This is a genomic window from Streptomyces sp. CA-210063 (assembly GCF_024612015.1).
Taxonomy (GTDB): domain Bacteria; phylum Actinomycetota; class Actinomycetes; order Streptomycetales; family Streptomycetaceae; genus Streptomyces.
Genome location: NZ_CP102512.1, coordinates 8,304,887 through 8,327,078 on the forward strand (window position 1 = coordinate 8,304,887; position 22,192 = coordinate 8,327,078).

The following is a 22,192-nucleotide window of genomic DNA, read 5'->3' on the forward strand; positions in this document are numbered from 1 at the left end:
GTGACGTCCCGTAATCCGCGCGACTCCAGGCTCCGACTCGTCAGCCCGCGAACCCTGGCCGCCGCTCCCCGAGCAGCAGTGACCCAGCGCCGCCGACCGGCTCCCCGGCCCCCGGAGGGCACCCCGCCGCCCGCGGAACTCGCCCGCATGGCCCGCGCCGTCCTGGCGGACGCGGCCCGCGTCGCCCGCTGGGCCGATGCCGCCCTGCGCCCCGGCCGCGAGGGCGCGGGCTCCGACGGCACCGGCACTCTCTCTGCCGCGACCGCCGAACGGGCCGCCACCGACCTGGGGTTGACCCCGGATCAGGTGCACCACGACTGGGACACGGCTCGTCTGGCCGGCCTCGTCGAGGTGCACGGCGACAGCGCGCGCCCCGGCTGGCGGCTGCGCGCCTGGAACCGCGACGACAGCGCCGTACTGCGCGGCTGGGTGGCGTTCTTCGACGCCTGGTCCATCGCCCACCCCGAGCCCGCGGACCGAGAGCCCGCCGCCGTCGCCGAGGTCGTCTCGGCCATGCCGCAGGTGCTCTCCTTCCTCCAGCTCTCCGCCGGGCCCGTCCCCGTGGAACAGCTCCTCGACCTCCTCGACCAGCGGGTCACCGAACTGCGCACCGAGCGCTGCGAGGTCCCCTATGGCCCGCAGGCCGAGGCGAGCGTGGAGCCCAGCACCGAGGACACCCCCCTCGCCCCGCTGCTCGACTGGTCCCTGCGCGCCCTCGCCTCCGTCGGCGCCCTCACCTACGGCGACGGCCAGGCCACCCTCACCCCGCTCGGCAGCTGGGCGGTCTGGGTCAAGCTGGAGCAGATCTGCGTCGCCGCGCAGAGCCCCGCCGGGAACATCGAGGTCTCCGCCGAGGACATGCTCCGCGGCTGCGCCCAGCTCCGCCCGAACGCGGCCCGCGCCGAGTACCGCGCCTGGCTCGCCGCCCGCCCCGTCGGCGGCGCCGTCACCGAACTCATCGACGCCGCCCGAGGCGAGGACGCCCTCATCCGCGGCCTCGCCTTCGAGGCCCTGCGCGTCGTCGGCACCCCCGCCGAGCCGGACGTACGCACCGTCGCGGACGAGACCCCGCTGCGCCCCTACGCCCTGCTCTGGCTCGCCGAGCATGACGGCGCCGACCCCGAGGACGCCCACGAGGTGCTCACCCGTGAGGAGGCCACCTGGCTCTGGGTGGACACCGCCGCGGCCGTCGCCGACCACGGCGAGGCCCCGCTGCTCGTACGCCACCTGGAGTCCGCGGTGCAGGCCACGGTCCCCGCGCTGCTCGACGAGGTCCGCGCGGTCGGCCATCCCCGCACCGTCCAGGTCCTGGTCGCCCTCGCCGCCGCCCACCCCGACCCGGCTCTCGCCAAGGCCGTCCGCCGCGCCGCCTTCCAGGTGCACACCGGAGGCAGCTGACCGGGCCGGCCCGCGCCGGACCGCGCGGGACGGGCCGGTCGCGTGGGCGTCAGCCGCCTATCTCGGGGGCGTACGTGCCGAAGCTCCACACATTGCCCTCGGCGTCCCGGGCCATGTAGTCGCGCGACCCGTACTCCTGGTCCGTCGGGGGCATCAGGATCTCCACGCCGTGCTCGACGGCCCTCAGGTGATGGGCGTCCACGTCGTCCACGACGATGTACACCCCGGCGGGCCCCGCGCCTTTCATCGCGCCGTCGAAGACGCTGCCGCTGCCCTTGGAGCCGACCATCACCGCGCCGTTCCCCTGCGTCAGCTCGGCGTGCCGCACCACCCCGTCCTCGCCCTCGTACACCGACAGCTCGGTGAAGCCCAGCGCCTCCGTGAGCTGCCTGATGGCCGCCTTGGCGTCCGCGTACAGCAGCGTCGGATAGACGCTCGGACGCCCGTCGCTCCTGCCTGCCATACCGATCACGACCCCTCCGTCGTCCGGAATACGACTTGCTGCTCAGTTTTGCACCCACCACTGACAACGCCCTGCCGAGCGAGCGAGAGAGAACAGACGGTTGACCGGGCGGGCGGCTGAGCGGCCGGTCGGGGGATGCGCCGCGAAAAGTGTTCCCGGCGCGCGGGCACGTCATCGAGCTGTGGGACGACGGGCTGGTCACCGACACCGGCGGCGAGGGCGTCCGCCGGCACCGGGCCGTGCCGGGCGCGGCCCACCCGCTCCGGGCCGGGGGCGGAAACGGGACCCTGAGACTCCTCAGCCCCCGCATGCTCGCCGTGGTCACCCCCGGCCGCGTCACCGCCCACCGCCTCGCGGACGGTGACCTCCGCTGGGTGCTGCCCGCCGACGAGGGCTGCGCGTTCGAGCCCGGGCGGGCGGGCGGTGCGGCGCGGCACGGCGCTGCTCATCGCCCAGCCCTGCACCACCGACGGGACCCCGGACCCGGACGCGCCCTGGACGTCCCAGATGGTCGCCGTCGACGACCTCGGCCGCATCACCCCGGACCGCAGACCGCTCGGCAACGAACTCCCGTAGCCCGAGGGGACCGATGTCCGGCGCGAGCCGGTGACCGAGACCACGTGATCCCTTGTGGTACGGGCGGAAAACCGCTTGCCGCCCCCAGTTAGAATCGGCCCATGGCCATTCTCCTCGCGCATTAGACGGCGGGAACGTCCTCAGCCGCCCACCCGCCTCCCCCATCCGCTCTGGAGTCTGTCCGTGATCTCCGCCTCCGGTATCGAGCTGCGCGCCGGTGCCCGCGTCCTCATCGAGTCCGCCACCTTCCGTGTCGCCAAGGGCGACCGCATCGGCCTGGTCGGCCGCAACGGCGCCGGCAAGACCACCCTCACCAAGTGCCTGGCCGGCGAGGGCATGCCGGCCGGCGGCACCATCACCCGCTCCGGCGAGGTCGGCTATCTCCCGCAGGACCCCCGCACCGGCGACCTCGACGTCCTCGCCCGTGACCGCATCCTCTCCGCGCGCGGCCTCGACGTACTGATCCGCAAGATGCGCGACAACGAGCAGCGCATCGCCAACGGCTCGGGCGCCACCCGCGAGAAGGCGCTCAAGCAGTACGAGCGCCAGGAGACGGAGTTCCTCACCAAGGGCGGGTACTCCGCCGAAGCCGAGGCCGCCACCATCGCCGCCGCGCTGAATCTGCCCGACCGGGTGCTCGGCCAGCCGCTGCACACCCTCTCCGGCGGTCAGCGCCGCCGTATCGAGCTGGCCCGGATCCTCTTCTCCGACGCCGACACCCTGCTCCTGGACGAGCCGACGAACCACCTCGACGCCGACTCGATCATCTGGCTGCGCGACTACCTCAAGACCTACCGCGGCGGCTTCATCGTGATCTCCCACGACGTCGACCTGGTCGAGACAGTCGTCAACAAGGTGTTCTACCTGGACGCCAACCGCGCCGAGATCGACGTCTACAACATGGGCTGGAAGCTCTACCAGCAGCAGCGCGAGGCCGACGAGAAGCGCCGCAAGCGCGAGCGGCAGAACGCCGAGAAGAAGGCCGCCGCGCTGCACTCGCAGGCCGACAAGATGCGCGCCAAGGCCACCAAGACCGTCGCCGCGCAGAACATGGCCAAGCGCGCCGACCGGCTGCTCGCCGGCCTCGACGCGGTACGGGTCTCCGACAAGGTCGCCAAGCTGCGCTTCCCCGAGCCCGCGCCCTGCGGCAAGACGCCGCTCACCGCCGAGGGCCTGTCGAAGTCGTACGGCTCGCTGGAGATCTTCACCGACGTCGACCTGGCCATCGACAAGGGCTCCCGGGTCGTCATCCTCGGCCTCAACGGCGCCGGCAAGACGACCCTGCTCCGCCTCCTGGGCGGCGTGGAGAAGCCCGACACCGGCCAGGTGATCGAGGGCCACGGCCTCAAGCTCGGCTACTACGCGCAGGAGCACGAGACCCTCGACCCGGAGCGCACCGTCCTGGAGAACATGCGCTCCGCCTCCCCCGACCTGGACCTGGTCGAGATCCGCAAGACGCTCGGCTCATTCCTGTTCTCCGGCGACGACGTGGACAAGCCGGCCGGGGTCCTCTCCGGCGGCGAGAAGACCCGTCTCGCGCTCGCGACCCTCGTGGTGTCGTCCGCGAACGTCCTCCTGCTCGACGAGCCGACGAACAACCTCGACCCCGCCAGCCGTGAGGAGATCCTTGGCGCGCTGCGCACCTACAAGGGCGCGGTCGTCCTCGTCACCCACGACGAGGGCGCGGTCGAGGCGCTCCAGCCGGAGCGGATCATCCTGCTGCCGGACGGCGTCGAGGACCTGTGGGGCGCGGACTATGCCGACCTCGTCGCGCTCGCTTGATCAGACCGCTTGATCAGACCGCTTGATCAAACAGGTTGATCAAATGGGTTGATCAACTGCCTATGGATCATTCGGCCCATCCGTGATCCATCATCTGTGTGAGATCTCCTCGTACCGAGGTGTGTCCTACATCGATTTCACGGCCGAGCCCTTCCTGGCGAAGGGCTCGGCCGTCGCACGTCTCTGACCTGGTACTTCGCAGGACAACCCGTTCGGCCGCACGGACGCCGCTGGGCGGAATTACAGATTCCACTCGTGGGGACGCGCTCCTGTCGTCAAAACCTTGTCTCACGGACCTTGCCGAATGGGTGGCCATCGCGCCCCGGAGGGGTGATCATGAGGAGAACCAGAGCGCACTTCCCATGAGGAGGACCGGGTGGCCGAGACTCTGAAGAAGGGCAGCCGGGTTACCGGCGCCGCGCGCGACAAGCTCGCGGCAGACCTGAAGAAGAAGTACGACTCCGGTGCGAGCATTCGGGCGCTGGCCGAGGAAACCGGCCGCTCGTATGGCTTCGTACACCGGATGCTCAGCGAGTCGGGCGTCACGCTTCGAGGGCGTGGCGGGGCGACGCGGGGCAAGAAGGCCGCTTCGGCCTGACGCCGGGCGGCCCATCGGCTTCGACGGTGGCCACCCGGTCGGTCGGCTGATCGACCGGGTGGTTACTGTGCAGTCACTTAGCATCGCTCCATCGCTCTGTGACCGCACTCATCGGAGGCGCCCCATGGCTTCGCTCGAACCGCTGCTCGACAAGGACGGCGTACGGCTCACCGTCGACGACGCGATCGCCACGGTGACGCTGGCCAATCCGGCCAAGCGCAACGCGCAGAGCCCCGCTCTGTGGCGGGCGCTCACCGAGGCCGGGCGGCTGCTGCCGGGCTCCGTCCGTGTGGTCGTGCTGCGCGCCGAGGGCAAATCGTTCTCCGCCGGGCTCAACCGGCAGATGTTCACGCCCGAAGGCATCGAGGGGGAGCCGTCGTTCATCGATCTCGCGCGCCGTGACGACGCCGAGCTCGACTCGACCATCTCCGAGTACCAGGAGGCGTTCACCTGGTGGCGGCGCAGCGACATCGTGTCCATCGCCGCCGTGCAGGGGCACGCCGTCGGTGCGGGCTTCCAGCTTGCCCTCGCCTGTGATCTGCGCGTCGTCGCCGACGACGTGCAGTTCGCCATGCTCGAAACCAGCCTCGGGCTCGTTCCCGACCTCACGGGGACGCATCCGCTGGTGCACCTCGTCGGGTACGGGCGCGCGCTGGAGATCTGCCTCACCGGGCGCTTCGTCCAGGCGGACGAGGCCCAGCGGATCGGCCTGGCGAACCTCGGCGTGCCTGCGGATCAACTCGACGATGCGGTGCGGGACCTGGCGGCCGCGTTGGTGGCCGCGCCGCGGGATGCCGTGATCGAGACGAAGGGGCTGTTGCGCGGGGCGCAGGACCGGTCGTACGAGGAGCAGAGGGCGGCGGAGCGGGCTGCGCAGGCTCGGCGGCTGCGGGACCTCGCGGGGGTGGGGGAGTAGTCGGCGCAGCCGCGGCCGCTACAAGACAGCCGCTGCAACACGGCCGTTACGAGACGACGGCCGTGATGAGTACCGCCACCGACGGGTGATCCGGTAGGGCCTCGCTCACCGCCGCCCGTACGTCGCGTGCCACGTCCAGGGCCCGTCTTTCCTCCGTCACCGCCAGTTCCACGCGGACATGGCGGCGGGGGAGGACGGGCCCTGTGGCGATGTGGATGGCGCGGCCCAGGCCGCCGAGGGCGCCGGTCAGGTGGGCGACGCCGGGGATCGCGAGGGCCGCGGCGGCCGCGCGGGACTCCTCGTCGTCGCCGGCGGGCGGGGGCGGCGAGGCGGGCGGGGGCTCAGGGGCCGGCGTCGCGGGTTCCTCCTCGTCTTCCAGGAGGGCCGTCACCCGCAGGTCCACCTCCGTCACCGTCAGACCGAGGCGTTCCGCGGCGATGGTGGACAGGGCCGTGCGGAGGCGGGTCGCCGTCGCCGGGAAGGGCTCGGCGGTCGGAGCCGCCGAGGCCGCGAAGTCGGCGGTGATGCGGAGCGGGCCGGGTGGGAGGGCGCTCGGGGGTGGGGGTACGGCCGTCTCGTACGCGGAGGCATCGGGCGAGGCCTCCGGGGCGGCCAGTGAGATGCGGAGGGGGCCGAGCGCGACCCCGCGCAGGGGCGCTGCCGCGCGGCGCAGTGCCGCTTCGGCCGCACTCTCCGTGATCCACGCTCCGTCGTGCGCGCCGCCCAGGGGGAGGACGCGGCCGAGCCCGAGCTGCCGTCGTACCGCCGTCGTCCAATCGTCCGCCGTCATTGCTCCAGCCTGCCGCATCCCCCGGCGCGCGGCGCTGCAACCGCGCTTACTGTGGGTTTGAGGGGGCACGACCGGAAGGGACGTACGGCATGACTGACATGACGGAGCGGAACCGGACGGAAGGACCCGACACCACCAAGGAGCCGACGCAGGTCGGGCGCAAGCCCACCCGGCGCGGCGGCGGTGATCCGGCCACCCGGGGGCGTACGACCATCGCCGACGGCGTTGTCGAGAAGATCGCCGGACTCGCCGCGCGGGAAGTGATGGGCGTGCACGCCATGGGCAGCGGGCTCTCCCGGACCTTCGGGGCCGTGCGGGACCGGGTCCCCGGTGGGACGAGGTCGGTGACCCGGGGTGTGAAGGTCGAGGTCGGCGAGGTGCAGACCGCGCTGGATCTGGAGATCGTCGTCGACTACGGAGTGTCCATCGGCGATGTGGCCCGTGACGTGCGCGAGAACGTCGTCGCGGCCGTCGAGCGGATGACCGGCCTGGAGGTCGTCGAGGTCAACATCGCGGTGAGCGATGTGAAGCTGCCGGACGAGGAGGACGAGGAGCAGGAGTCCCGGCTGCAATGAGCGGAGCCCGGCTTCGGCGAAATGCGACGAAATTGACCAAAATGAAAGAAACGACCGAGATGACGGAAATGCGACAGGAGTGTCCGAGCCTCTAGGAGCACCGCATGAGCTTGGCCGTGATCGGCATGATCGCCGGAATGGCCCTGGGTTTCGCCGGGTACTTCGGCGGATTCGGCGCCTTTCTGCTGGTCGCCGCGCTGGGCGCCGTCGGCTTCGTCGTCGGCCGGTTCCTGGAGGGCGACCTGGACCTGGGCGACTTCTTCCGCTCGCGTGACGACCGGCGCCGATGAACCCCGTGGACAGCGGCCGTCCCAGGGAGGCGAAGGCCGTCGCGCCCGGTGAGCGCGGGGCGACCACGATCGCCGACCGGGTGGTCGCGAAGATCGCCTCGCAGGCGGCGCGCGAAGCACTGGAGTCACCGGTGCCGGACTCCGCGCCCCCGCACGCCACCGTCGTCGTGCATCACGAGACGGCGCGCATCCGCGTGAGTCTCGAACTCCCTTACCCCTCGGACATCGGTGGCCAATGCGCTGCGGTGCGTCGTCATGTCGCTCAGCGGGTAGGGACGTTGGCGGGAATGCACGTATCGGAGGTGGCCGTCCAAGTGGAACGGCTGCACCTGGCGTACGCACACGACGCGGCACAGGGGAGGACGCGATGAGCGAACCCCAGCGCGAAGGCACCACTCAACGACTACCCGTCATCGAGAAGGCCGACGAGACGGCCGGTGGGACGGCGGCCGGGACGGCGACCGACCGCGAGCCGGACCAACCGGACCAAGGGGACCAGCCCGGTCAGTCGGCGTCCGCCGCCGCTTACGATCCGTTGCCCGTCCTCGACGGCGAGGACGGCAGGGAGAAGCGCTTCTGGTCCGCGCGCAGAGTCCCCGCGGGCATCCTCGCGGTGCTGCTCCTCGCGGGCGCGGGCCTCTTCCTGTACGACGTCGCCGCCGTCCGCGCCGACCGGCCCGGCATGGAGTGGCGCCGTTCACTGGCCAGGGAACTCGCCGAGCGCCCCCTCGACGACGTCTGGGTGCTAGCCGGCGCAGGCGTCGCCGTACTCCTGGGCCTCTGGCTGCTCCTGCTCGCCGCGACCCCCGGGCTGCGCGACGTCCTGCCGATGCGGCGCGTCCACCCCCACGTACGGGCCGGACTGCACCGGGGCGCCGCCGCGCTGGCCCTGCGCGACCGGGCCATGGAGGTCTCCGGCGTGCAGTCCGTACGGGTCCGGGTGGGCCGGAAGAAGGTCGACGTCCGCGCGGTGTCGCACTTCCGGGAACTCGACGACGTACGGGCCGACCTGGACCTCACGCTCGCCGACGGCATCCGGGGGCTGGGCCTGTCCCGGCCCCCCGCCCTGGCGGTGCACGTACGCCGGCCCGGCCGGAAGGGGTGACGTGATGCTGAGGATCGTCAACCGGGTGCTCCTCGGACTGGTCGGGCTCGTCCTGGTCGTGGCCGGCGGCGCCGTCCTCGCCGTCGGACTGGGCGTGGACCCACCCTCCTGGTGGCCGCACGACGACCAGAACGATGTGCTGCTCAGCGACACCGAGCGGACCCGATGGCGAGACGCCGGCTGGTGGTGGCCCACCGTCATCGCCGTACTCGCCCTCCTCGTCCTGCTCGCCCTGTGGTGGCTGACCGCCGTCCTGCGCCGCCACCGGCTCGCCGAGGTGCTCGTCGACACCGGCGACGGCGAGGGCGCACTGCTTCGAGGGCGCGCGCTGGAGGGCGTACTGACCACCGAGGCCACCCGGTCGGACGGCGTCGAACGCGCCCACGCCCGCCTGACGGGCCGCCGCAGCGCCCCCGAAGCCCGAGTCCGCCTCCTCCTCCAGCCCCATGTGAACCCGGGCGACGCCCTCCACACCCTGACCACGGAGGCGGTGGCCCACGCCCAGAACTCGGCGGGCCTGGCGGCACTACCGGCGGAGGTAAGACTGCGGGGAGCCAAACACCGTGCGGAAAGGGTGAGCTGACAGCCCAACCGCGCCCTGACTCCCCAAGGAGCGCGGGGCTGTCCCGACATGCGGCTCCGCCGTCCCAGGACCTGCGCCGGTCGGCGGCGATCGGCGCGGAACCAGGACCTCGCCGGGCCCAGCCGCAGAGGGCACCACGGGAGTCCACTCCTGGGCCTCGGCGCTCCGCGAGGAGGGCGTCTCCTTCACGACTCGGCGTCGTACAGGGCTTCGCCCATCGGTGAGGCATCTCCGGTGATGTGTGCGCGGACCGAGGCGAGGTAGTCGTCACGGCTGATGTGTCCATCGCCGTCGGTGTCCAGTGCGGCGAAGGCGCTTTTGATATTGCTGACCGGGTTCCCCAGCGCCGTACGCAGTGTCGTGAATTCCGGGAGGTCCAGAGCTCCGTCCTTGTCGGTGTCGACGAGGTCGAACAGTGCGCCGAGCACAGGCTCGCAGACGGTGTCGAACGCGTCGGCACCGGCCCAGGCCGCGTACTCGTCGAAGGTCACCCCTCCGTCGCCGTCCGCGTCCATCGATGCCCACGCTCGCTCACCGGCCCCGCGTGCGGCGACGACAAGGGGATCGTCGTGAGTGCGTCCCGTCGCCAGGGTCACACGCTCGGCCCGTGCGAAGTATTCGTCCTTCGAGATGATCCCGTCTCCGTCGGCATCCAGCATGGCGAAGACGAGTCGCTTGGCGGCGGTTTCGTTCACTGAGCACCTTCTGTCGAAGTCGATTCGGCGGCGAGAGCTGCGATCTCGTCCGGCTGTCCTTACCCGTTGCGCCGGGCGGTACGTCCGCCGGAACGGCTCGCCCCACGATGACGTGGTGCGCGTGGTGCGGATCCCGCGTGCGGGCGAAAGGTGCGCCGTTGATGCGCTGCGAAGAGCCGGGGTGCGGGGTGGGTGCCCGGGGTAGTCAGCGGGCCGGTGGCGGATCCGGAATCCTGGAGAGTGCATGGTCAGCAGGCGTGGTGCGGCAGTGGCGTTGAGTTCGCTGGTCCTGGTGGGTTCGTCCCTGGTGTGGGCTCCGGCCGGTCAGGCCGACGCGGTCGGACACGGAGGGAGCATCGGATGCGCGGGCGCCAGTGTCAGCACGTACGACCCGCCCCTGACCCTGGTGCCACGCGAGACCCACGTCCGCACGCAGGCCCGGTACACATGCACGGTCGGGCCCGGCCGGACGGTATCGGCCACCGGTTTCCTGGAAGGGGTGTCACCGGCGGCGTCCTGTGTCGCCCTGACCAGCTCCCGTCTCAACGAAACCGTGCGGTACGCCGACGGTGGGCGGTCAGTGATCGGCTACGACAGGAGCACCACTCTCCGCGTCGCCGGTGTTCTCGTCATCAGGTTGTCCGGCTCGGTCAGCGAGGGCCGTGGTGCGGGTCAGTCGGCGCAGCGGACCGTTGCCGCGCTGCCGGGCCAACTGCCCACGCAGTGCCTCCTGTCCGGTCTCCGGGGGAGCAACGGCCAGGCGCAGCTGGAGATCCAGCCGTGACCCCGGCCGGCGTGGGGATCCCCACGGAACCCATCGGCAGCATTCCCCGCCCCTGCGAACTCCTCGCGGCCGTGGCGGACCATGCCGCCGGCCGGATCGGCGACGACGAACTCGCCACCGCCCAGGACCGGGCGGTCCGCGAGACCATCCTCCGCCTGGAGGAGATCGGCTCGCCGGTCGTCACCGACGGCGAACAGTCCAAGCCCGGCTTCGCCACCTACCCGCTCGCCGGACTGGACCGGCTGGCACCCGACGGCGTCGTCATCCCCTTCGCCGACGGGCACCAGCGGCAACTTCCCCGCCTGACGGCGGGACCGCTGCGCTACGCGGTGCACGCCGACCGTTATCTGCGGGCGGCCCGCCGGCACGCGACCGTCCCGGTCAAGCAGGCCGTCATCGCCCCTTCGGCGCTCAGCCTGCTGTACCCGCCGGAAGGGATCGACGGCTATCCCCGTGAGGCCTTCCTCGACGATCTCACCGCCGGAGCCGAGGCCGACATCCGCGGCTGCCTGGACGCCGGCGCGCACATCGTCCAGCTCGACTTCACCGAGGCCCGCCTCGCGCTGAAACTGGACCCGTCAGGGGGACTGCTGGAGCAGTTCGTCGCGCTCAACAACCGTGTCCTGGAGCGCTTCTCGGCCGCCGAGCAGGCCAGGATCGGCGTGCACACCTGCCCGGGTGGCGACCAGGACTCCACCCACAGCCTCGACGTGGGCTACGCGGCCCTGCTGCCCAGGTTGCTGCGGCTCAAGGCCGGGACCTTCTACCTCCAGCTGGCCAGTGAGCCGGAACCGGACAAGGTTCTCGGCGTCCTCGCCGACCATCTGCCCGACCACACCCGGGTGTTCATCGGAGTCACCGACCCGATCGACCCGCGCGTCGAGACCCCTGAGGAGGTCCGCGACCGGGTTCTGGCCGCCGCCCGACATGTGCCCGTCGACCGCCTGGGCACCTGCGACGACTGCGGCTTCTCACCCTTCGCCGACGACACCTCCACCTCCCGCGACACCGCCTTCGCCAAGATCCGCGCCCGGATCGAGGGCACCGCCCTGGCGGCCCGGGAGCTGACTGGCTGACCCCACCGGCGAAAGCACGTCAGCTCGCTCCTGAACTCCGCGGCGAAGTACGGGAGTTCACCGGGCGACAAGTTCAGAACCCGTGCCGCATCCCACCATCGACCGGCACCATGATCCCCGTCAGATACGACGCGGCCGGAGACAGCAGGAACGCCCCCGTACGCCCGAACTCCTCCGGCCGCCCGTACCGCCGCAACGGAATCCGCGACTCGTGCGCCGCCCGGGTCGCCCCCGGATCCGCCGACATCCCGTCCAGCTCACGCACCCGATCCGTGTCGATACGAGCCGGAAGCAGACCCACGACCCGAATCCCCCGCGGCCCCAACTCGTCGGACAGCGACTTGGCGAACCCGGCCAGCCCCGGCCGCAGCCCGTTGGAGATGGTCAGCCCCGGAATCGGCTCGTGCACGGACCCGGACAGCACGAACCCGATGACACCGCCCTCACCGAGTTCTTCGGCGGAGACCCGCGCCAGGCGAACCGCCCCCAGGAACACCGACTCGAACGCGGCGGTCCACTGCTCGTCCGTGTTGTCCGCGACGAACCCCGGGGCCGGCCCGCCCACGCTGATGAGGATGCCGTCGAACCCTCCGAAGTGCTCACGGGCGGCGGCGATCAGCCGCCCGGCGGCCTCCGGGTCGGCGTTGTCGGCGGCGACCCCCACCGCGTTCGCCCCGAGCGCGGCCGCCGCCGCACCCACGCTCTCCTCCTCGCGGCCCGTGACGACCACCTTCGCGCCATCGGCGACGAGTTCCTTCGCAACCGCGTTGCCCAGTCCGCGGGTCGCCCCGGTGACGATGTAGACACGGTCCTTCAGCCCAAGATCCATGGCCCCTATCCTGCCTCCTCCCCGTCGAAGAGGGCGAGGGCGGTACCCACGAGACCGACATGGCTGAACGCCTGCGGGAAGTTCCCGAGCTGCCGGCCCGCGACGGGGTCGTACTCCTCCGCGAGCAGCCCCACATCGTTGACCAGCCCCATCAGCCGTTCGAACAGCTCGCGGGCCTCCTGCGTGCGGCCGGTCAGGTGCAGCGCGTCCGCCAGCCAGAACGAGCAGACGAGGAACGTGCCCTCGCCGCCCGGCAGCCCGTCGACGGAGGCGGCCCTGGCCGTGAGGTGGTCGGTGCTGTAGCGGCGCACGAGCCCCTCGTGGCTCAGCTCCTCGCGGATCGCGTCGACCGTGCCGACGACGCGGGGGTCGTCCGGCGGCAGGAAGCCCATGCGGGGGATGAGCAGCAGCGCGGCGTCGAGTTCACGGGAGCCGTAGGACTGGGTGAAGGTGTTGCGTTCGGCGTCGTAGCCGCGTGCGCAGACCTCGCGGTGGATCTCGTCGCGCAGGGCGCGCCAGCCGTCGAGGTCGCCGCCGGTCAGCTTCGGGTCGTCCTCCAGCGTGCGGATGGTCCGGTCGGCGGCGACCCAGGTCATCACCTTGGAGTGGGTGAAATGCCGGCGCGGCCCGCGCACCTCCCACAGTCCTTCGTCCGGCTTCCGCCAGGCCGACCGCAGATACTCGATCAGCGCGCACTGCATCCGCCACATGTCCGGCTTGTCCGGCAGACCCGAATGCCGGGACACGAACAGGGAGTCGAGGACCTCGCCGTACACGTCCAGCTGCAACTGCCGTACGGCGTCGTTGCCGACCCGGACCGGGCGCGAGCCCTCGTAGCCGGACAGCCACGGCAGTTCGTACTCGGGGATGCGTCGCTCACCGGCCAGTCCGTACATGATCTGCAGGTCGGCCGGGTCGCCCGCGGCCGCGCGCAGCAGCCAGTCACGCCAGGCCTCGGCCTCCTCCTGGTAGCCGCAGGACAGCAGCGCGCCGAGGGTGAGCGTGGAGTCGCGCAGCCAGCAGTGGCGGTAGTCCCAGTTGCGGACGCCGCCGATCTCCTCGGGGAGGGAGGTGGTGGCGGCCGCGACGATGCCGCCGGTCGGGGCGTAGGTGAGGGCCTTGAGGGTGATCAGGGAGCGGACCACGGCGTCCCGGTGCGGGCCGTGGTACCGGCAGCGCGCCGCCCAGGCCTGCCAGTCGTGGAGGCTCGACCGCAGCGAGTCGTACGGGTCGACGAGGCGGGGGCGGGGTTCGTGCGAGGGGTGCCAGGTGAACACGAACGCGATCCGCTCACCCGGTTCGACCGTGAACTCCGCGTAGGTGGCCCGGTTCTCGCTCCACGACCGCACCCGGGGTTCGCTGCGCAGCCACACCGCGTCCGGGCCCGCGACCGCCACGCGGTGGCCGTCCGTCCTGCGCATCCACGGCACGACCGAGCCGTAGTCGAAGCGGAGACGCAGTGTGCTGCGCATGGTCACCCGGCCGCGCAGGCCTTCGACGATGCGTACGATGTCGGGCGCGCGGTCGCGCTGCGGCATCAGATCCGTCACCCGCACCGCGCCCTCGTCCGTCTCCCACTCGGTGTCCAGCACGAGTGAGTCCCGCCGGTACGCCCGCCGCGTGCAGGCCCCCTCTCCTCTGGGCGCCATCCGCCAGTGCCCGTTCTCCTCGTCGCCGAGCAGCGCGGCGAAGCACGCGGCCGAGTCGAACCGGGGCAGACAGAGCCAGTCGATGGAACCGTGGCGGCTCACCAGTGCGGCCGTCTGGTGATCGCCGATCAGCGCGTAGTCCTCGATGTGGGGGTGCACGGGGGGCGGGTTCCCGGAGCCAAGCATGATCAGTCCGGGGTTTCCTGGCGCCCTTGGCTGTCGCCGGGCGGCGGTGCCGGCGCTTGCTGGGCGGGGCTGGGGCGGGCGATGAAAGGGCGCAGCCCTTTCAGGGGCGCGGGGAACTGCGCGACCGGCCACGGACGGCCCGCACCCGCGTACGGCGATCGCACGCCCCTTCCATCGGCGATCGCTACCCCTCCCCTTGGCGATCCCACCTTCTCCGATCAGCCCGGCCCCGTCCCCGCCGTCGTCCCGCCCACCCCGGAGAAAATCACCCCGGACCCGGACGGGGCCTGGTTGAGCACCCACAGGCCCATCAGCGTGGCGAGGGCGAAGACGAGCAGGACAAGGACGGCCAGGACCAGCCGGCGGCGCCGTTCGCGGCGGAGCCAGTCACCGCGGGCCGTGCGGTAGGCGTCGGGGGCGGCGTGGACACCGCCGGCCAGCGCGGCGAGCGCCTCGGCCAGCTCCCGCTCGGTGCGGCCCGGGCCGGTGTCGTTGCCGGTGGTGTCGTTCATCGCCGGGCCTCCATCGCCTGGGTCAGGGCGGCGAGGCCGCGTGCGGTGTGGGTCTTGACCGAGCCGCAGGAGATGCCCATCGCGGCCGCGATCTCACTCTCCTTCAGCCCGAGCCAGTGGCGCAGCACCAGCGCCTCCCGCTGCCGGGCGGGCAGTTGCTGGAGCGCGCCGATCAGCACCCGTTGGTCGTCGTGGAGCAGGGCCGTGCTCTCGGCGGACGCGACCGGCTCGTCCGGCGGCGTCTCCACATGCTTGCGGGCGACCTGGAGGTGCCGTATCCGCATCCGGGTCAGATTGCAGACCGTCGAACGCAGGTACGCCTCCGCCGCCGCGGCGTCCCGTAGGCGCCGCCACTTGCGGTAGATCTGGTAGTACGCCTCGGCCACCACGTTCTCGGGGTCGTCGGCGCCCAGCAGCACCGCGAGCCGCAGCATCGGGGAGTAGTGCAGCTCGAACAACCGGGCGACACCGGCCTCACGCTCCAGGTCGGCGGGATCGCCGAGGGCGCCCGGCGGCAGCGCGGGGTTCGGCACCAGCGGCTCGGCGGCCGGAGCCGGCACCTGGCCCAGCGGCTCGGCGGCGGCCGGAGCCGAAGCCGTCTGCCGGCCGGGCACACGCATGTGCTGTCTGTGTCTCACGGGTTGCTCGCTCCCGTCTCGGGGCGCCGCCTGACGGTGAGGCGGGACGGTAGGTCGGTCGCGTCGGCGCCGCGCGGGACGCCGAGCCGTTCGAGGACCGTGGTGCCGAGCACGGCGACGGTCAGATTGAGGACGAGGGCGAGCAGACCGGCGTAGATCTCCAGCGAGCCGCCGCCCAGGAGCACGATGGACGAGAACCCCTCGCGCACCACCAGGAGGGTGCCGGTCAGCATGCCCACGCCCCATCCGGCGAGCAGCGCCCGCGGATGCAGCCGCCCGGTGAACAGGCCGACCGCCACCGCCGGGAAGATCTGCAGGATCCACACCCCGCCGAGCAGTTGGAGATTGATGGCGTCCTGGTCGCGCAGCCCGAACACGAACGCCACCGCCCCCACCTTCGCGGTCAGCGACACCATCTTGGCGATGCGCACCTGCCGCTTCGGCGTGGCCGTCGGCTGGAAGTACTCCACGTACACATTGCGGACGAAGCCGGTGGCGGCCGCGATCGACATCACCGCCGCCGGGACCAGCGCTCCCACGGTGATCGCGCCGAACACCAGTCCGGCCAGCGGCCCCGGCATCAGCCGGTCCACCAGCATCGGTACGGCCGCCTCGGCACCGCCCTCGGGCGCCCGCACCCCGGACGCGAGCGCCGCGACACCGAGGAAGCCGAAGAGAGCCAGCAGGCCCGTCCAGGCGGGCAGCGCCACGGCGACCTTGCGGACCGTACGCGGCCCGTCGGCGGCGAACCCGGCGGTCAGCACGTGCGGGTACATCAGCAGGGCCAGCGCCGAGCCGAGCGCGAGGGTGGCGTAGGCGGGCTGCTGCTCGGGGGCCAGCAGCAGGGCGGACTGCTCGACACTGGTCCCGCCGAGCCGCCGGGCCGCCCCTTCGAAGACCGCGCCCGGACCGCCGAACCGCCTGAGCACCAGCCAGCACACGGCGGTCAGCGACACGAAGACGGCCACCGCCTTCAGCGCCGAGATCACGGCGGGCGCCCGCAGCCCGTGCCGGTACGTCGCCACGGCGAGCCCCGCGAACAGCGCCACCATCACCAGATCACCGGCCGCGCCCTTCGGGTACACGCCCCCGGCCGTCAGCACCGCCCTTATGCCGAGCAGTTGCAACGCCAGATACGGCATCGTCGCGAGGATCCCGGTCAGCGCCACCACCAGCGCGAGCGGCGCCGAACCGTACCGGCCGCGCACGAAGTCCCCGGCCGTCACATATCCGTGGCGCCGGGCGACCTCCCACAGCCGGGTGAGCAGCACGAAGGCCAGCGGGCAGACGATCACCGTGTACGGCACGGCGAAGAAGGCGGGCGCCCCGTTGCCGTACGCCAGGCCGGGTACGGCGGTGAAGGTGTACGCGGTGAAGATCGTGCCGCCGAGCAGCAGCCAGGTCCACACCGGCCCGAGGCTCCGGTCGGCCAGCGCCCAGCCCTCCAGGGACGGCAGCCGGTCGCTGGGGCGCAGCCGGCGCGCGGTGACGGCGAGCAGCGACGCTCCGCCGATCACGGCGAGAAACGTCGCGGTCATGGCAGCGTCCGCCATGGGTCACCGTCCTTGGTGTGCCTGGGCCCTCGGGTGTGCCTGGGCCCTCGCCTGTTGGTTGCGCGGATGGTCGATTCGGAGGACAGAGAACCGGCGGGAAATCTTCTGGAAATTCGCTGTCAACCACATCCGGCGGGTGGGCAACTCTTGCACAGGCCCACAGGAAGCGGGAGAGGAGCGCAGGTCATGGCACGGACCGGTCATCACCGGCTACGGCGCGTCGCGATCGCCGTACTGCTCCTCGCCCCCGCGGCGGGCCTGCTGTGGGTCCCCTGGTACGCCGGTGCCGGGCCACGGCTCGCGGGTACGCCGTTCTTCTACTGGTACCAGCTCGCCTGGGTGCCGGGATGCGGCCTCTGCCTGCTCGCCGCGTACGCGCTGACGGAACGCCATCGGGACCGACAGCGGGACTGAGACCGACATCGCTGAACCGCACCTCCCTGTTCCACCCCCTTCTGCTGCACACCCGTTGAGGTCAGGAGCCGCCATGCCCACATCAGCCATGCCCGAATCCGGTCGTGAGGCGCCGGAGAAGTCCCGTATGTCTCCGAAATCGATCGCGCTCTGGGCGGCCGTCGCTCTCGCCGGGGCGATCGGCTGGGCCGTGCTCGCCCTCTCCCGCGGTGAGGAGATCTCGGCCGTCTGGCTGGTCGTCGCGGCCCTCGGCTCGTACGCGATCGCCTACCGCTTCTACTCGCGGTTCATCGCCCGCCGGGTCCTCCAGGTCGACGACACCCGGGCCACCCCGGCCGAACGGCTGGAGGACGGAGTCGACTACCACCCCACGGACAAGAGGGTGCTGTTCGGCCACCACTTCGCGGCCATCGCCGGTGCCGGCCCGCTGGTCGGCCCGGTCCTGGCCGCCCAGATGGGATACCTGCCGGGCACCGTCTGGATCATCGTGGGCGTGATCTTCGCCGGTGCCGTGCAGGACATGATCGTCCTGTTCCTGTCCATGCGCCGGGACGGCAAGAGCCTCGGCCAGCTGGCCCGCGACGAGATCGGCAAGGTCGGCGGTGCCGCCGCGCTGATCGGCGTCTTCGCCATCATGATCATCCTGCTCGCGGTGCTGGCGATGGTCGTCGTCAACGCGCTCGCCGAGTCCGCCTGGGGCACCTTCTCGGTCACCATGACCATCCCCATCGCCCTCTTCATGGGCTTCTACCTGCGCTACCTGCGCCCCGGCCGGGTCGTGGAGACCAGCTTCATCGGAGTCGCGCTGCTGCTGCTCGCCATCCTCGGCGGCGGCTGGATCCAGGACTCCTCGCTCGCCGAGTACTTCGTCTGGAGCCCCGAGACCCTGGTCTTCTGCCTGGTCGGCTACGGCTTCGTCGCCTCCGTGCTCCCCGTGTGGATGCTCCTGGCCCCGCGTGACTACCTCTCCACCTTCATGAAGGTCGGCACGATCGCCCTGATGGCCGTCGGCGTCGTGATCGCCGCCCCGAACCTCCGCGCCGAGCCGGTCACCGAGTTCGCTCACACGGGCGCCGGACCGGTCTTCGCCGGCTCCCTCTTCCCCTTCCTCTTCATCACCATCGCCTGCGGCGCTCTGTCCGGCTTCCACGCCCTGGTCTCCTCCGGCACCACGCCGAAGCTGATCCAGAAGGAGTCCCAGGTCCGGCTGATCGGCTACGGCTCCATGCTCACGGAGTCCTTCGTCGCCGTCATGGCCCTGATCGCCGCCTGCGTCCTCGAACCGGGCCTCTTCTACGCCATGAACTCCCCGGCCGCACTGCTCGGCCCGACCGTCGACACCGCCGCCGAAGCGGTCAAGAACCTCGGCTTCACCATCACCCCGGAGCAGCTCACCGCGGCGGCGAAGGCCGTCGAGGAGGAGACGCTGGTCGGCCGCTCCGGAGGCGCCCCCACCCTGGCCGTGGGCATGTCGGAGATCTTCGCCGGAGTCTTCGGCGGCGCCGGGATGAAGGCCTTCTGGTACCACTTCGCCATCATGTTCGAGGCGCTGTTCATCCTGACCACCGTGGACGCCGGCACCCGCGTCGGCCGCTTCATGCTCCAGGACATGCTCGGCAACGTCTGGAAGCCGATCGGCCGCGTCACCTGGAAGCCGGGCATCTGGATCACCAGCGCGGTGGTCGTCGGCGCCTGGGGCTACTTCCTCTACGCCGGTGTCACCGACCCCCTGGGCGGCATCAAGCAGCTGTTCCCGCTGTTCGGCATCGCCAACCAGCTGCTCGCCGCGGTCGCCCTCGCCGTCACCACCACCGTGCTGATCAAGTCCGGCAAGCTGCGCTGGGCCTGGGTCACCGGTATCCCGCTGGCCTGGGACGTGGCCGTCACCTTCACCGCCGGCTGGCAGAAGATCTTCTCGGACAACCCGGCGATCGGCTTCTTCGCCCTGCGGGACAAGTACGCGGCGGCCATCGACAGGGGCGAACTCCTCCCGGGCGCCACGAACACGGACGACATGCACACCATCGTGCTCAACAACACGGTCGACGGTGTGATCATGGCGATCTTCCTGCTCCTGGTCCTCACGGTCCTGATCAACTGCACCGTGGTCTGCGTCCGCGCCGTACGCTCCCCGGTCCCGCTGCCGACGACCGAGGCGCCGTACGTCGAGTCCCGCATCGACGAGGCGGAGCGGTCCGACGAGGAGCTGGTGGGGGCCCGCCGGTGACCGCCCGCACCGCCCGGTCCTGGGCGCGGACCGTGCGCTGGTACCTGCGGGAGCTGACAGGGGAGGCGGAGTACGACCGCTACTGCGAGCGGCACCGAAGCCGGCACCCGCACGCACCGGTACCGACCCGCCGGGAGTACGACGTGCTGCGCACCCGGCACCGGGAGGAGCATCCGGAGGGCCGCTGCTGCTGAGCCGTACGCGACCGCGGCACCCTGCGAGCGCGGGCGGGCGGGATGTCGCTCGCCCGCCCGCTCGACGACCCGCGTGTCTACGCCGGAGCGGGCGCCGCTTCCTTCTCCTCCTCCGCGGCGGCCGCGGCCTCCTCGCGGTCGCGGCGCTCGCGGCGCACGAGGATGACATAGCCGACGGGGACGGCCGCGGCGAAGAGCCACCACTGGAGGGCGTACGCGTAGTTCAGCGCCGCGTTCTCGTCGCCGGGGCTGCCGAGCGGTTCCGGGGTGTCGCCCTCAGGCTCGGGCTCGGTCAGCGCGAGGTAGCCACCGAGCACCTGGACGCCGAGGCGCTCCGCCTCCCGCCCACTGTCGACCAGCATGATCTGCCGGTCCGGCAGACCCTTGAGATCCTTGATGCCGCTCGCCTCGGTCGTCTCGTCGGGCATCAGCCGCCCGCTGACGGTGACCTCGCCACCGGGCGGTGCGGGGATCTTCGGGAACGCGGTCTGGCTCGGGCCGTCCGCGGGGATCCAGCCGCGGTTGACGAGCAGGACCTTGCCGTCGTCGAGCACGAACGGGGTCAGGACGTGGAAGCCGACCTCGTCGTCGGCGTTGGTACGGCGGCGGACGACGACCTCGTCGTCGGTGTCGAAGCGGCCCTTCGCGGTCACCGTGCGGTAGCGCTCGGCGCTGGTGACGGTGTGCCCGGGGGAGGTCAGCCGCTCCACGGGCACCGGCTTCGCGGCCAGCGCGTCGGCGACGAGCTGGTTCCGCGCGGTGCGCTCCTCATAGCGATGCATCTGCCAGATGCCCAGCCTGACCATCGTCGGGATCAGGATCAGCGCGAGCAGCGTGAGGATCACCCACTGCCGGGACAACAGGAAGCGGTACACCCCACGACCGTACAACTCGGTCGTGGGGCGCGTTCGGGCGGGTGTGCGCCCGGTCCCCGGGGGTCGTCGTGGGGACGGGGTCACACCTTGTCGATGATCCCCGCCTTCCCCTCGGCCCGCGCGCAGTGGGCGCCGCAGTACCAGTGGCCCTCGACCTCGACGCCCTGACCGATGATCTGCACCCGGCAGTGCTCGCAGATGGGGGCCATGCGGTGGATCGCGCAGGAGAAGCAGTCGAAGACGTGCACCGCGCCCTGGGCATGGACCTCGAAGGTCATTCCATAGTCATTTCCGCAAACTTCGCATCTCGCCATGCGCCACAGGGTGAGCCGTCACCGCCGCGCGGGCGAGTGGGCGGCGGGCGAGTCGCGCGGCAATCACCCGTCCGTACGGGCCACCCGTCTAGGCCGCCTGCCTGGGGGCGATCCGTACAGGCGTGTCACAGGCGGGTCACTCGCCCGCGGGCTCGACATCGCGGAGCAACTGCCCGAACGCCGCCTCGTCCACGACCGGCGTCCCGTACTGCCGGGCCTTGACGACTTTCGACGTGTGGGAGTCCGGGTCGTTGGTGACGAGCAGACTGGTCACCCGGGACAGGCTGGTCGCGACATGCAGCCCGGCCTCGATCGCGCGGTCCTCCAGCAGGTCGCGCTCGATCGAGGTGTCCCCGGAGAAGGCGACACGCATGCCCTGCTTGAGCGGTTTGCCGTCTTCGTAACGCCCGGGGTTGGGATAGGGGCATGCGGGCCGCTTCCGGGAGGCCCGCCAACTCGTGGGCCGATAACCGCCATAACCGCCGCTGCCCGCCTGCTGTCCGATCCGGGGCGCGGCGGCGCTGTCCGTCCACTCGGTCAGCGGCCGGCACTCGTGCAGGGGCAGCCGGACACCGCTCGCGGCAGCGACCCGCAGACTCGGCCGGAACGCCTCCGCCAGCACCCGCGCGTCGTCCAAGGCGTGGTGCGCCCGCTGCTGTACGACCCCGAAGTGCGCCGCCAGCGACTCCAGCTTGTGGTTCGGCAGCGGCAGCCCCAGCTCCTTCGACAGCGCGATCGTGCACAGCCGCTGCCGCACCGGCGCCTCGGCCTCCGCGCGCGCGTACTCCCGGGCGATCATCGACCAGTCGAACACCGCGTTGTGCGCGACGAGCACGCGGTCCGCGAGCCGCGACGAGAACTCCGCCGCGATCTCCCGGAAGAGTGGCGCCCCTTCGAGCACGTCACTCGTCAGCCCGTGGATCCACACCGGCCCCGGATCCCGCTCCGGATTCACCAGCGTGTACCAGTGGTCCTCGACCTCACCCCGCGCGTCCAGTCTGTACACAGCCGCCGAAATTATCCGGTCGTCCCGGGCCAGCCCGGTCGTCTCCACGTCCACGACCGCGTACCCCTGCGGATACGCGGCCGGCCAAGGCGCTTGCGACGCTGCGGTCGTGTGGTCTTCGAGCATGGTCAATGAGGATACGGGCCGGGACCGACAGGCTTCAC

General features: G+C 71.6%; 26 protein-coding genes. 15 read left to right on the forward strand and 11 right to left on the reverse strand.

Annotation, left to right across the window (positions count from 1 at the left end; genetic code table 11):
- Positions 1–1,398, forward strand: a complete 1,398-nt coding sequence (locus tag JIX56_RS36270; RefSeq protein ID WP_257546915.1) for a hypothetical protein — start codon at positions 1–3, stop codon at positions 1,396–1,398.
- A 49-nt stretch (positions 1,399–1,447) separates the two neighbouring features.
- Here the strand turns inward: JIX56_RS36270 and JIX56_RS36275 are convergent, their stop codons facing one another.
- A complete protein-coding gene (locus JIX56_RS36275) occupies positions 1,448–1,870 on the reverse strand; it encodes a VOC family protein (RefSeq protein ID WP_257546916.1) in 423 nt (140 codons plus the stop codon).
- 414 nt (positions 1,871–2,284) lie between these two features.
- On the opposite strand from JIX56_RS36275, the gene JIX56_RS36280 reads away from it, so the two are divergent.
- The 4 genes from JIX56_RS36280 (at position 2,285) to JIX56_RS36295 (ending at position 5,733) form a co-directional block, all read left to right on the forward strand.
- Positions 2,285–2,437 carry a hypothetical protein gene (locus JIX56_RS36280; protein ID WP_257546917.1) on the forward strand — a complete coding sequence of 51 codons (153 nt, stop codon included), beginning with the start codon at positions 2,285–2,287 and terminating at the stop codon, positions 2,435–2,437.
- A 183-nt stretch (positions 2,438–2,620) separates the two neighbouring features.
- Positions 2,621–4,219: an ABC-F family ATP-binding cassette domain-containing protein gene (locus JIX56_RS36285; protein WP_257546918.1), complete on the forward strand. Its 1,599-nt coding sequence runs from the start codon at positions 2,621–2,623 to the stop codon at positions 4,217–4,219.
- A gap of 376 nt (positions 4,220–4,595) precedes the next feature.
- A complete protein-coding gene (locus tag JIX56_RS36290) occupies positions 4,596–4,817 on the forward strand; it encodes a helix-turn-helix domain-containing protein (RefSeq protein WP_006123601.1) in 222 nt (73 codons plus the stop codon).
- 124 nt (positions 4,818–4,941) lie between these two features.
- The gene (locus JIX56_RS36295; protein ID WP_257546919.1) at positions 4,942–5,733 is read left to right on the forward strand and encodes an enoyl-CoA hydratase/isomerase family protein; all 792 of its coding nucleotides are present in this window, start codon (positions 4,942–4,944) and stop codon (positions 5,731–5,733) included.
- A gap of 46 nt (positions 5,734–5,779) precedes the next feature.
- Here the strand turns inward: JIX56_RS36295 and JIX56_RS36300 are convergent, their stop codons facing one another.
- Positions 5,780–6,523, reverse strand: coding sequence for a nucleopolyhedrovirus P10 family protein (locus tag JIX56_RS36300; protein ID WP_257546921.1), 744 nt, complete (start codon positions 6,521–6,523; stop codon positions 5,780–5,782).
- A gap of 89 nt (positions 6,524–6,612) precedes the next feature.
- Here JIX56_RS36300 and JIX56_RS36305 point away from each other — a divergent pair, with 89 nt between their 5' ends.
- From JIX56_RS36305 to amaP, 5 genes are all read left to right on the forward strand, one after another.
- Positions 6,613–7,098, forward strand: coding sequence for an Asp23/Gls24 family envelope stress response protein (locus JIX56_RS36305; RefSeq protein WP_257546923.1), 486 nt, complete (start codon positions 6,613–6,615; stop codon positions 7,096–7,098).
- A 104-nt stretch (positions 7,099–7,202) separates the two neighbouring features.
- Positions 7,203–7,388 (forward strand): hypothetical protein, encoded by a 186-nt coding sequence (locus JIX56_RS36310; protein ID WP_257546925.1) that lies wholly within the window; start codon positions 7,203–7,205, stop codon positions 7,386–7,388.
- Complete coding sequence (locus JIX56_RS36315) at positions 7,385–7,759, forward strand: Asp23/Gls24 family envelope stress response protein (protein WP_257546927.1); 375 nt, start codon at positions 7,385–7,387, stop codon at positions 7,757–7,759. Before JIX56_RS36310 ends, JIX56_RS36315 begins: the two co-directional genes overlap by 4 nt.
- Positions 7,756–8,493 (forward strand): DUF6286 domain-containing protein, encoded by a 738-nt coding sequence (locus tag JIX56_RS36320; RefSeq protein WP_257546929.1) that lies wholly within the window; start codon positions 7,756–7,758, stop codon positions 8,491–8,493. The genes JIX56_RS36315 and JIX56_RS36320 overlap by 4 nt, the downstream gene beginning before the upstream one ends.
- 4 nt (positions 8,494–8,497) lie before the next feature.
- Positions 8,498–9,076 (forward strand): alkaline shock response membrane anchor protein AmaP, encoded by a 579-nt coding sequence (gene amaP / locus JIX56_RS36325; RefSeq protein WP_257546931.1) that lies wholly within the window; start codon positions 8,498–8,500, stop codon positions 9,074–9,076.
- Between the two features lie 185 nt (positions 9,077–9,261).
- Here the strand turns inward: amaP and JIX56_RS36330 are convergent, their stop codons facing one another.
- Positions 9,262–9,771 (reverse strand): EF-hand domain-containing protein, encoded by a 510-nt coding sequence (locus tag JIX56_RS36330; protein WP_257546933.1) that lies wholly within the window; start codon positions 9,769–9,771, stop codon positions 9,262–9,264.
- 244 nt (positions 9,772–10,015) lie between these two features.
- Here JIX56_RS36330 and JIX56_RS36335 point away from each other — a divergent pair, with 244 nt between their 5' ends.
- Both JIX56_RS36335 and JIX56_RS36340 read left to right on the forward strand, forming a co-directional pair.
- Positions 10,016–10,555 carry a hypothetical protein gene (locus JIX56_RS36335; protein ID WP_257546935.1) on the forward strand — a complete coding sequence of 180 codons (540 nt, stop codon included), beginning with the start codon at positions 10,016–10,018 and terminating at the stop codon, positions 10,553–10,555.
- An 11-nt stretch (positions 10,556–10,566) separates the two neighbouring features.
- Positions 10,567–11,631, forward strand: coding sequence for a cobalamin-independent methionine synthase II family protein (locus JIX56_RS36340; RefSeq protein ID WP_257546936.1), 1,065 nt, complete (start codon positions 10,567–10,569; stop codon positions 11,629–11,631).
- 73 nt (positions 11,632–11,704) lie between these two features.
- Here JIX56_RS36340 and JIX56_RS36345 read toward each other — a convergent pair whose 3' ends face one another.
- The 5 genes from JIX56_RS36345 to JIX56_RS36365 all read right to left on the reverse strand — a co-directional run bounded on the left by JIX56_RS36345 (position 11,705) and on the right by JIX56_RS36365 (position 16,998).
- A complete protein-coding gene (locus JIX56_RS36345) occupies positions 11,705–12,460 on the reverse strand; it encodes an SDR family oxidoreductase (protein ID WP_257546938.1) in 756 nt (251 codons plus the stop codon).
- Between the two features lie 5 nt (positions 12,461–12,465).
- The gene (locus tag JIX56_RS36350; protein WP_257546940.1) at positions 12,466–14,268 is read right to left on the reverse strand and encodes a glycoside hydrolase family 15 protein; all 1,803 of its coding nucleotides are present in this window, start codon (positions 14,266–14,268) and stop codon (positions 12,466–12,468) included.
- A 245-nt stretch (positions 14,269–14,513) separates the two neighbouring features.
- A complete protein-coding gene (locus JIX56_RS36355; protein ID WP_257546942.1) occupies positions 14,514–14,807 on the reverse strand; it encodes a hypothetical protein in 294 nt (97 codons plus the stop codon).
- The gene (locus JIX56_RS36360) at positions 14,804–15,427 is read right to left on the reverse strand and encodes a SigE family RNA polymerase sigma factor (RefSeq protein ID WP_257546944.1); all 624 of its coding nucleotides are present in this window, start codon (positions 15,425–15,427) and stop codon (positions 14,804–14,806) included. Before JIX56_RS36360 ends, JIX56_RS36355 begins: the two co-directional genes overlap by 4 nt.
- Positions 15,428–15,441: 14 nt before the next feature.
- Positions 15,442–16,998, reverse strand: coding sequence for a sodium:solute symporter family protein (locus JIX56_RS36365; protein WP_257546946.1), 1,557 nt, complete (start codon positions 16,996–16,998; stop codon positions 15,442–15,444).
- 186 nt (positions 16,999–17,184) lie between these two features.
- Between JIX56_RS36365 and JIX56_RS36370 the strand changes: the two genes are divergently transcribed.
- The 3 genes from JIX56_RS36370 to JIX56_RS36380 all read left to right on the forward strand — a co-directional run bounded on the left by JIX56_RS36370 (position 17,185) and on the right by JIX56_RS36380 (position 19,833).
- A complete protein-coding gene (locus tag JIX56_RS36370; protein ID WP_257546948.1) occupies positions 17,185–17,412 on the forward strand; it encodes a DUF3311 domain-containing protein in 228 nt (75 codons plus the stop codon).
- Positions 17,413–17,485: 73 nt separating this feature from the next.
- Positions 17,486–19,639, forward strand: a complete 2,154-nt coding sequence (locus tag JIX56_RS36375; RefSeq protein ID WP_257546950.1) for a carbon starvation CstA family protein — start codon at positions 17,486–17,488, stop codon at positions 19,637–19,639.
- Positions 19,636–19,833, forward strand: coding sequence for a YbdD/YjiX family protein (locus tag JIX56_RS36380; protein ID WP_257546952.1), 198 nt, complete (start codon positions 19,636–19,638; stop codon positions 19,831–19,833). The genes JIX56_RS36375 and JIX56_RS36380 overlap by 4 nt, the downstream gene beginning before the upstream one ends.
- A gap of 77 nt (positions 19,834–19,910) precedes the next feature.
- Here the strand turns inward: JIX56_RS36380 and JIX56_RS36385 are convergent, their stop codons facing one another.
- From JIX56_RS36385 to JIX56_RS36395, 3 genes are all read right to left on the reverse strand, one after another.
- On the reverse strand, positions 19,911–20,708 hold the full coding sequence (locus JIX56_RS36385; protein ID WP_257546953.1) for an SURF1 family cytochrome oxidase biogenesis protein: 798 nt from the start codon (positions 20,706–20,708) through the stop codon (positions 19,911–19,913).
- An 80-nt stretch (positions 20,709–20,788) separates the two neighbouring features.
- The gene (locus JIX56_RS36390; protein ID WP_257546955.1) at positions 20,789–21,022 is read right to left on the reverse strand and encodes a hypothetical protein; all 234 of its coding nucleotides are present in this window, start codon (positions 21,020–21,022) and stop codon (positions 20,789–20,791) included.
- A 136-nt stretch (positions 21,023–21,158) separates the two neighbouring features.
- Complete coding sequence (locus JIX56_RS36395) at positions 21,159–22,154, reverse strand: DEDDh family exonuclease (RefSeq protein WP_257546957.1); 996 nt, start codon at positions 22,152–22,154, stop codon at positions 21,159–21,161.
- Between the last annotated feature and the right edge of the window lie 38 nt (positions 22,155–22,192).

What these genes read in the sequence shown, in the direction of transcription:
- JIX56_RS36320 (WP_257546929.1), top strand. Translation starts at nt 7,756, where the DNA reads ATGAGCGAACCCCAGCGCGAAGGCACCACTCAACGACTACCCGTCATC.
- JIX56_RS36390 (WP_257546955.1), bottom strand. Translation starts at nt 21,022, where the DNA reads ATGGCGAGATGCGAAGTTTGCGGAAATGACTATGGAATGACCTTCGAG.
- JIX56_RS36360 (WP_257546944.1), bottom strand. Translation starts at nt 15,427, where the DNA reads ATGCGTGTGCCCGGCCGGCAGACGGCTTCGGCTCCGGCCGCCGCCGAG.
- JIX56_RS36315 (WP_257546927.1), top strand. Translation starts at nt 7,385, where the DNA reads ATGAACCCCGTGGACAGCGGCCGTCCCAGGGAGGCGAAGGCCGTCGCG.
- JIX56_RS36335 (WP_257546935.1), top strand. Translation starts at nt 10,016, where the DNA reads ATGGTCAGCAGGCGTGGTGCGGCAGTGGCGTTGAGTTCGCTGGTCCTG.
- JIX56_RS36370 (WP_257546948.1), top strand. Translation starts at nt 17,185, where the DNA reads ATGGCACGGACCGGTCATCACCGGCTACGGCGCGTCGCGATCGCCGTA.
- JIX56_RS36300 (WP_257546921.1), bottom strand. Translation starts at nt 6,523, where the DNA reads ATGACGGCGGACGATTGGACGACGGCGGTACGACGGCAGCTCGGGCTC.
- JIX56_RS36395 (WP_257546957.1), bottom strand. Translation starts at nt 22,154, where the DNA reads ATGCTCGAAGACCACACGACCGCAGCGTCGCAAGCGCCTTGGCCGGCC.
- JIX56_RS36295 (WP_257546919.1), top strand. Translation starts at nt 4,942, where the DNA reads ATGGCTTCGCTCGAACCGCTGCTCGACAAGGACGGCGTACGGCTCACC.
- JIX56_RS36345 (WP_257546938.1), bottom strand. Translation starts at nt 12,460, where the DNA reads ATGGATCTTGGGCTGAAGGACCGTGTCTACATCGTCACCGGGGCGACC.
- JIX56_RS36365 (WP_257546946.1), bottom strand. Translation starts at nt 16,998, where the DNA reads ATGGCGGACGCTGCCATGACCGCGACGTTTCTCGCCGTGATCGGCGGA.
- JIX56_RS36375 (WP_257546950.1), top strand. Translation starts at nt 17,486, where the DNA reads ATGCCCACATCAGCCATGCCCGAATCCGGTCGTGAGGCGCCGGAGAAG.
- JIX56_RS36310 (WP_257546925.1), top strand. Translation starts at nt 7,203, where the DNA reads ATGAGCTTGGCCGTGATCGGCATGATCGCCGGAATGGCCCTGGGTTTC.
- amaP (WP_257546931.1), top strand. Translation starts at nt 8,498, where the DNA reads ATGCTGAGGATCGTCAACCGGGTGCTCCTCGGACTGGTCGGGCTCGTC.
- JIX56_RS36355 (WP_257546942.1), bottom strand. Translation starts at nt 14,807, where the DNA reads ATGAACGACACCACCGGCAACGACACCGGCCCGGGCCGCACCGAGCGG.
- JIX56_RS36305 (WP_257546923.1), top strand. Translation starts at nt 6,613, where the DNA reads ATGACTGACATGACGGAGCGGAACCGGACGGAAGGACCCGACACCACC.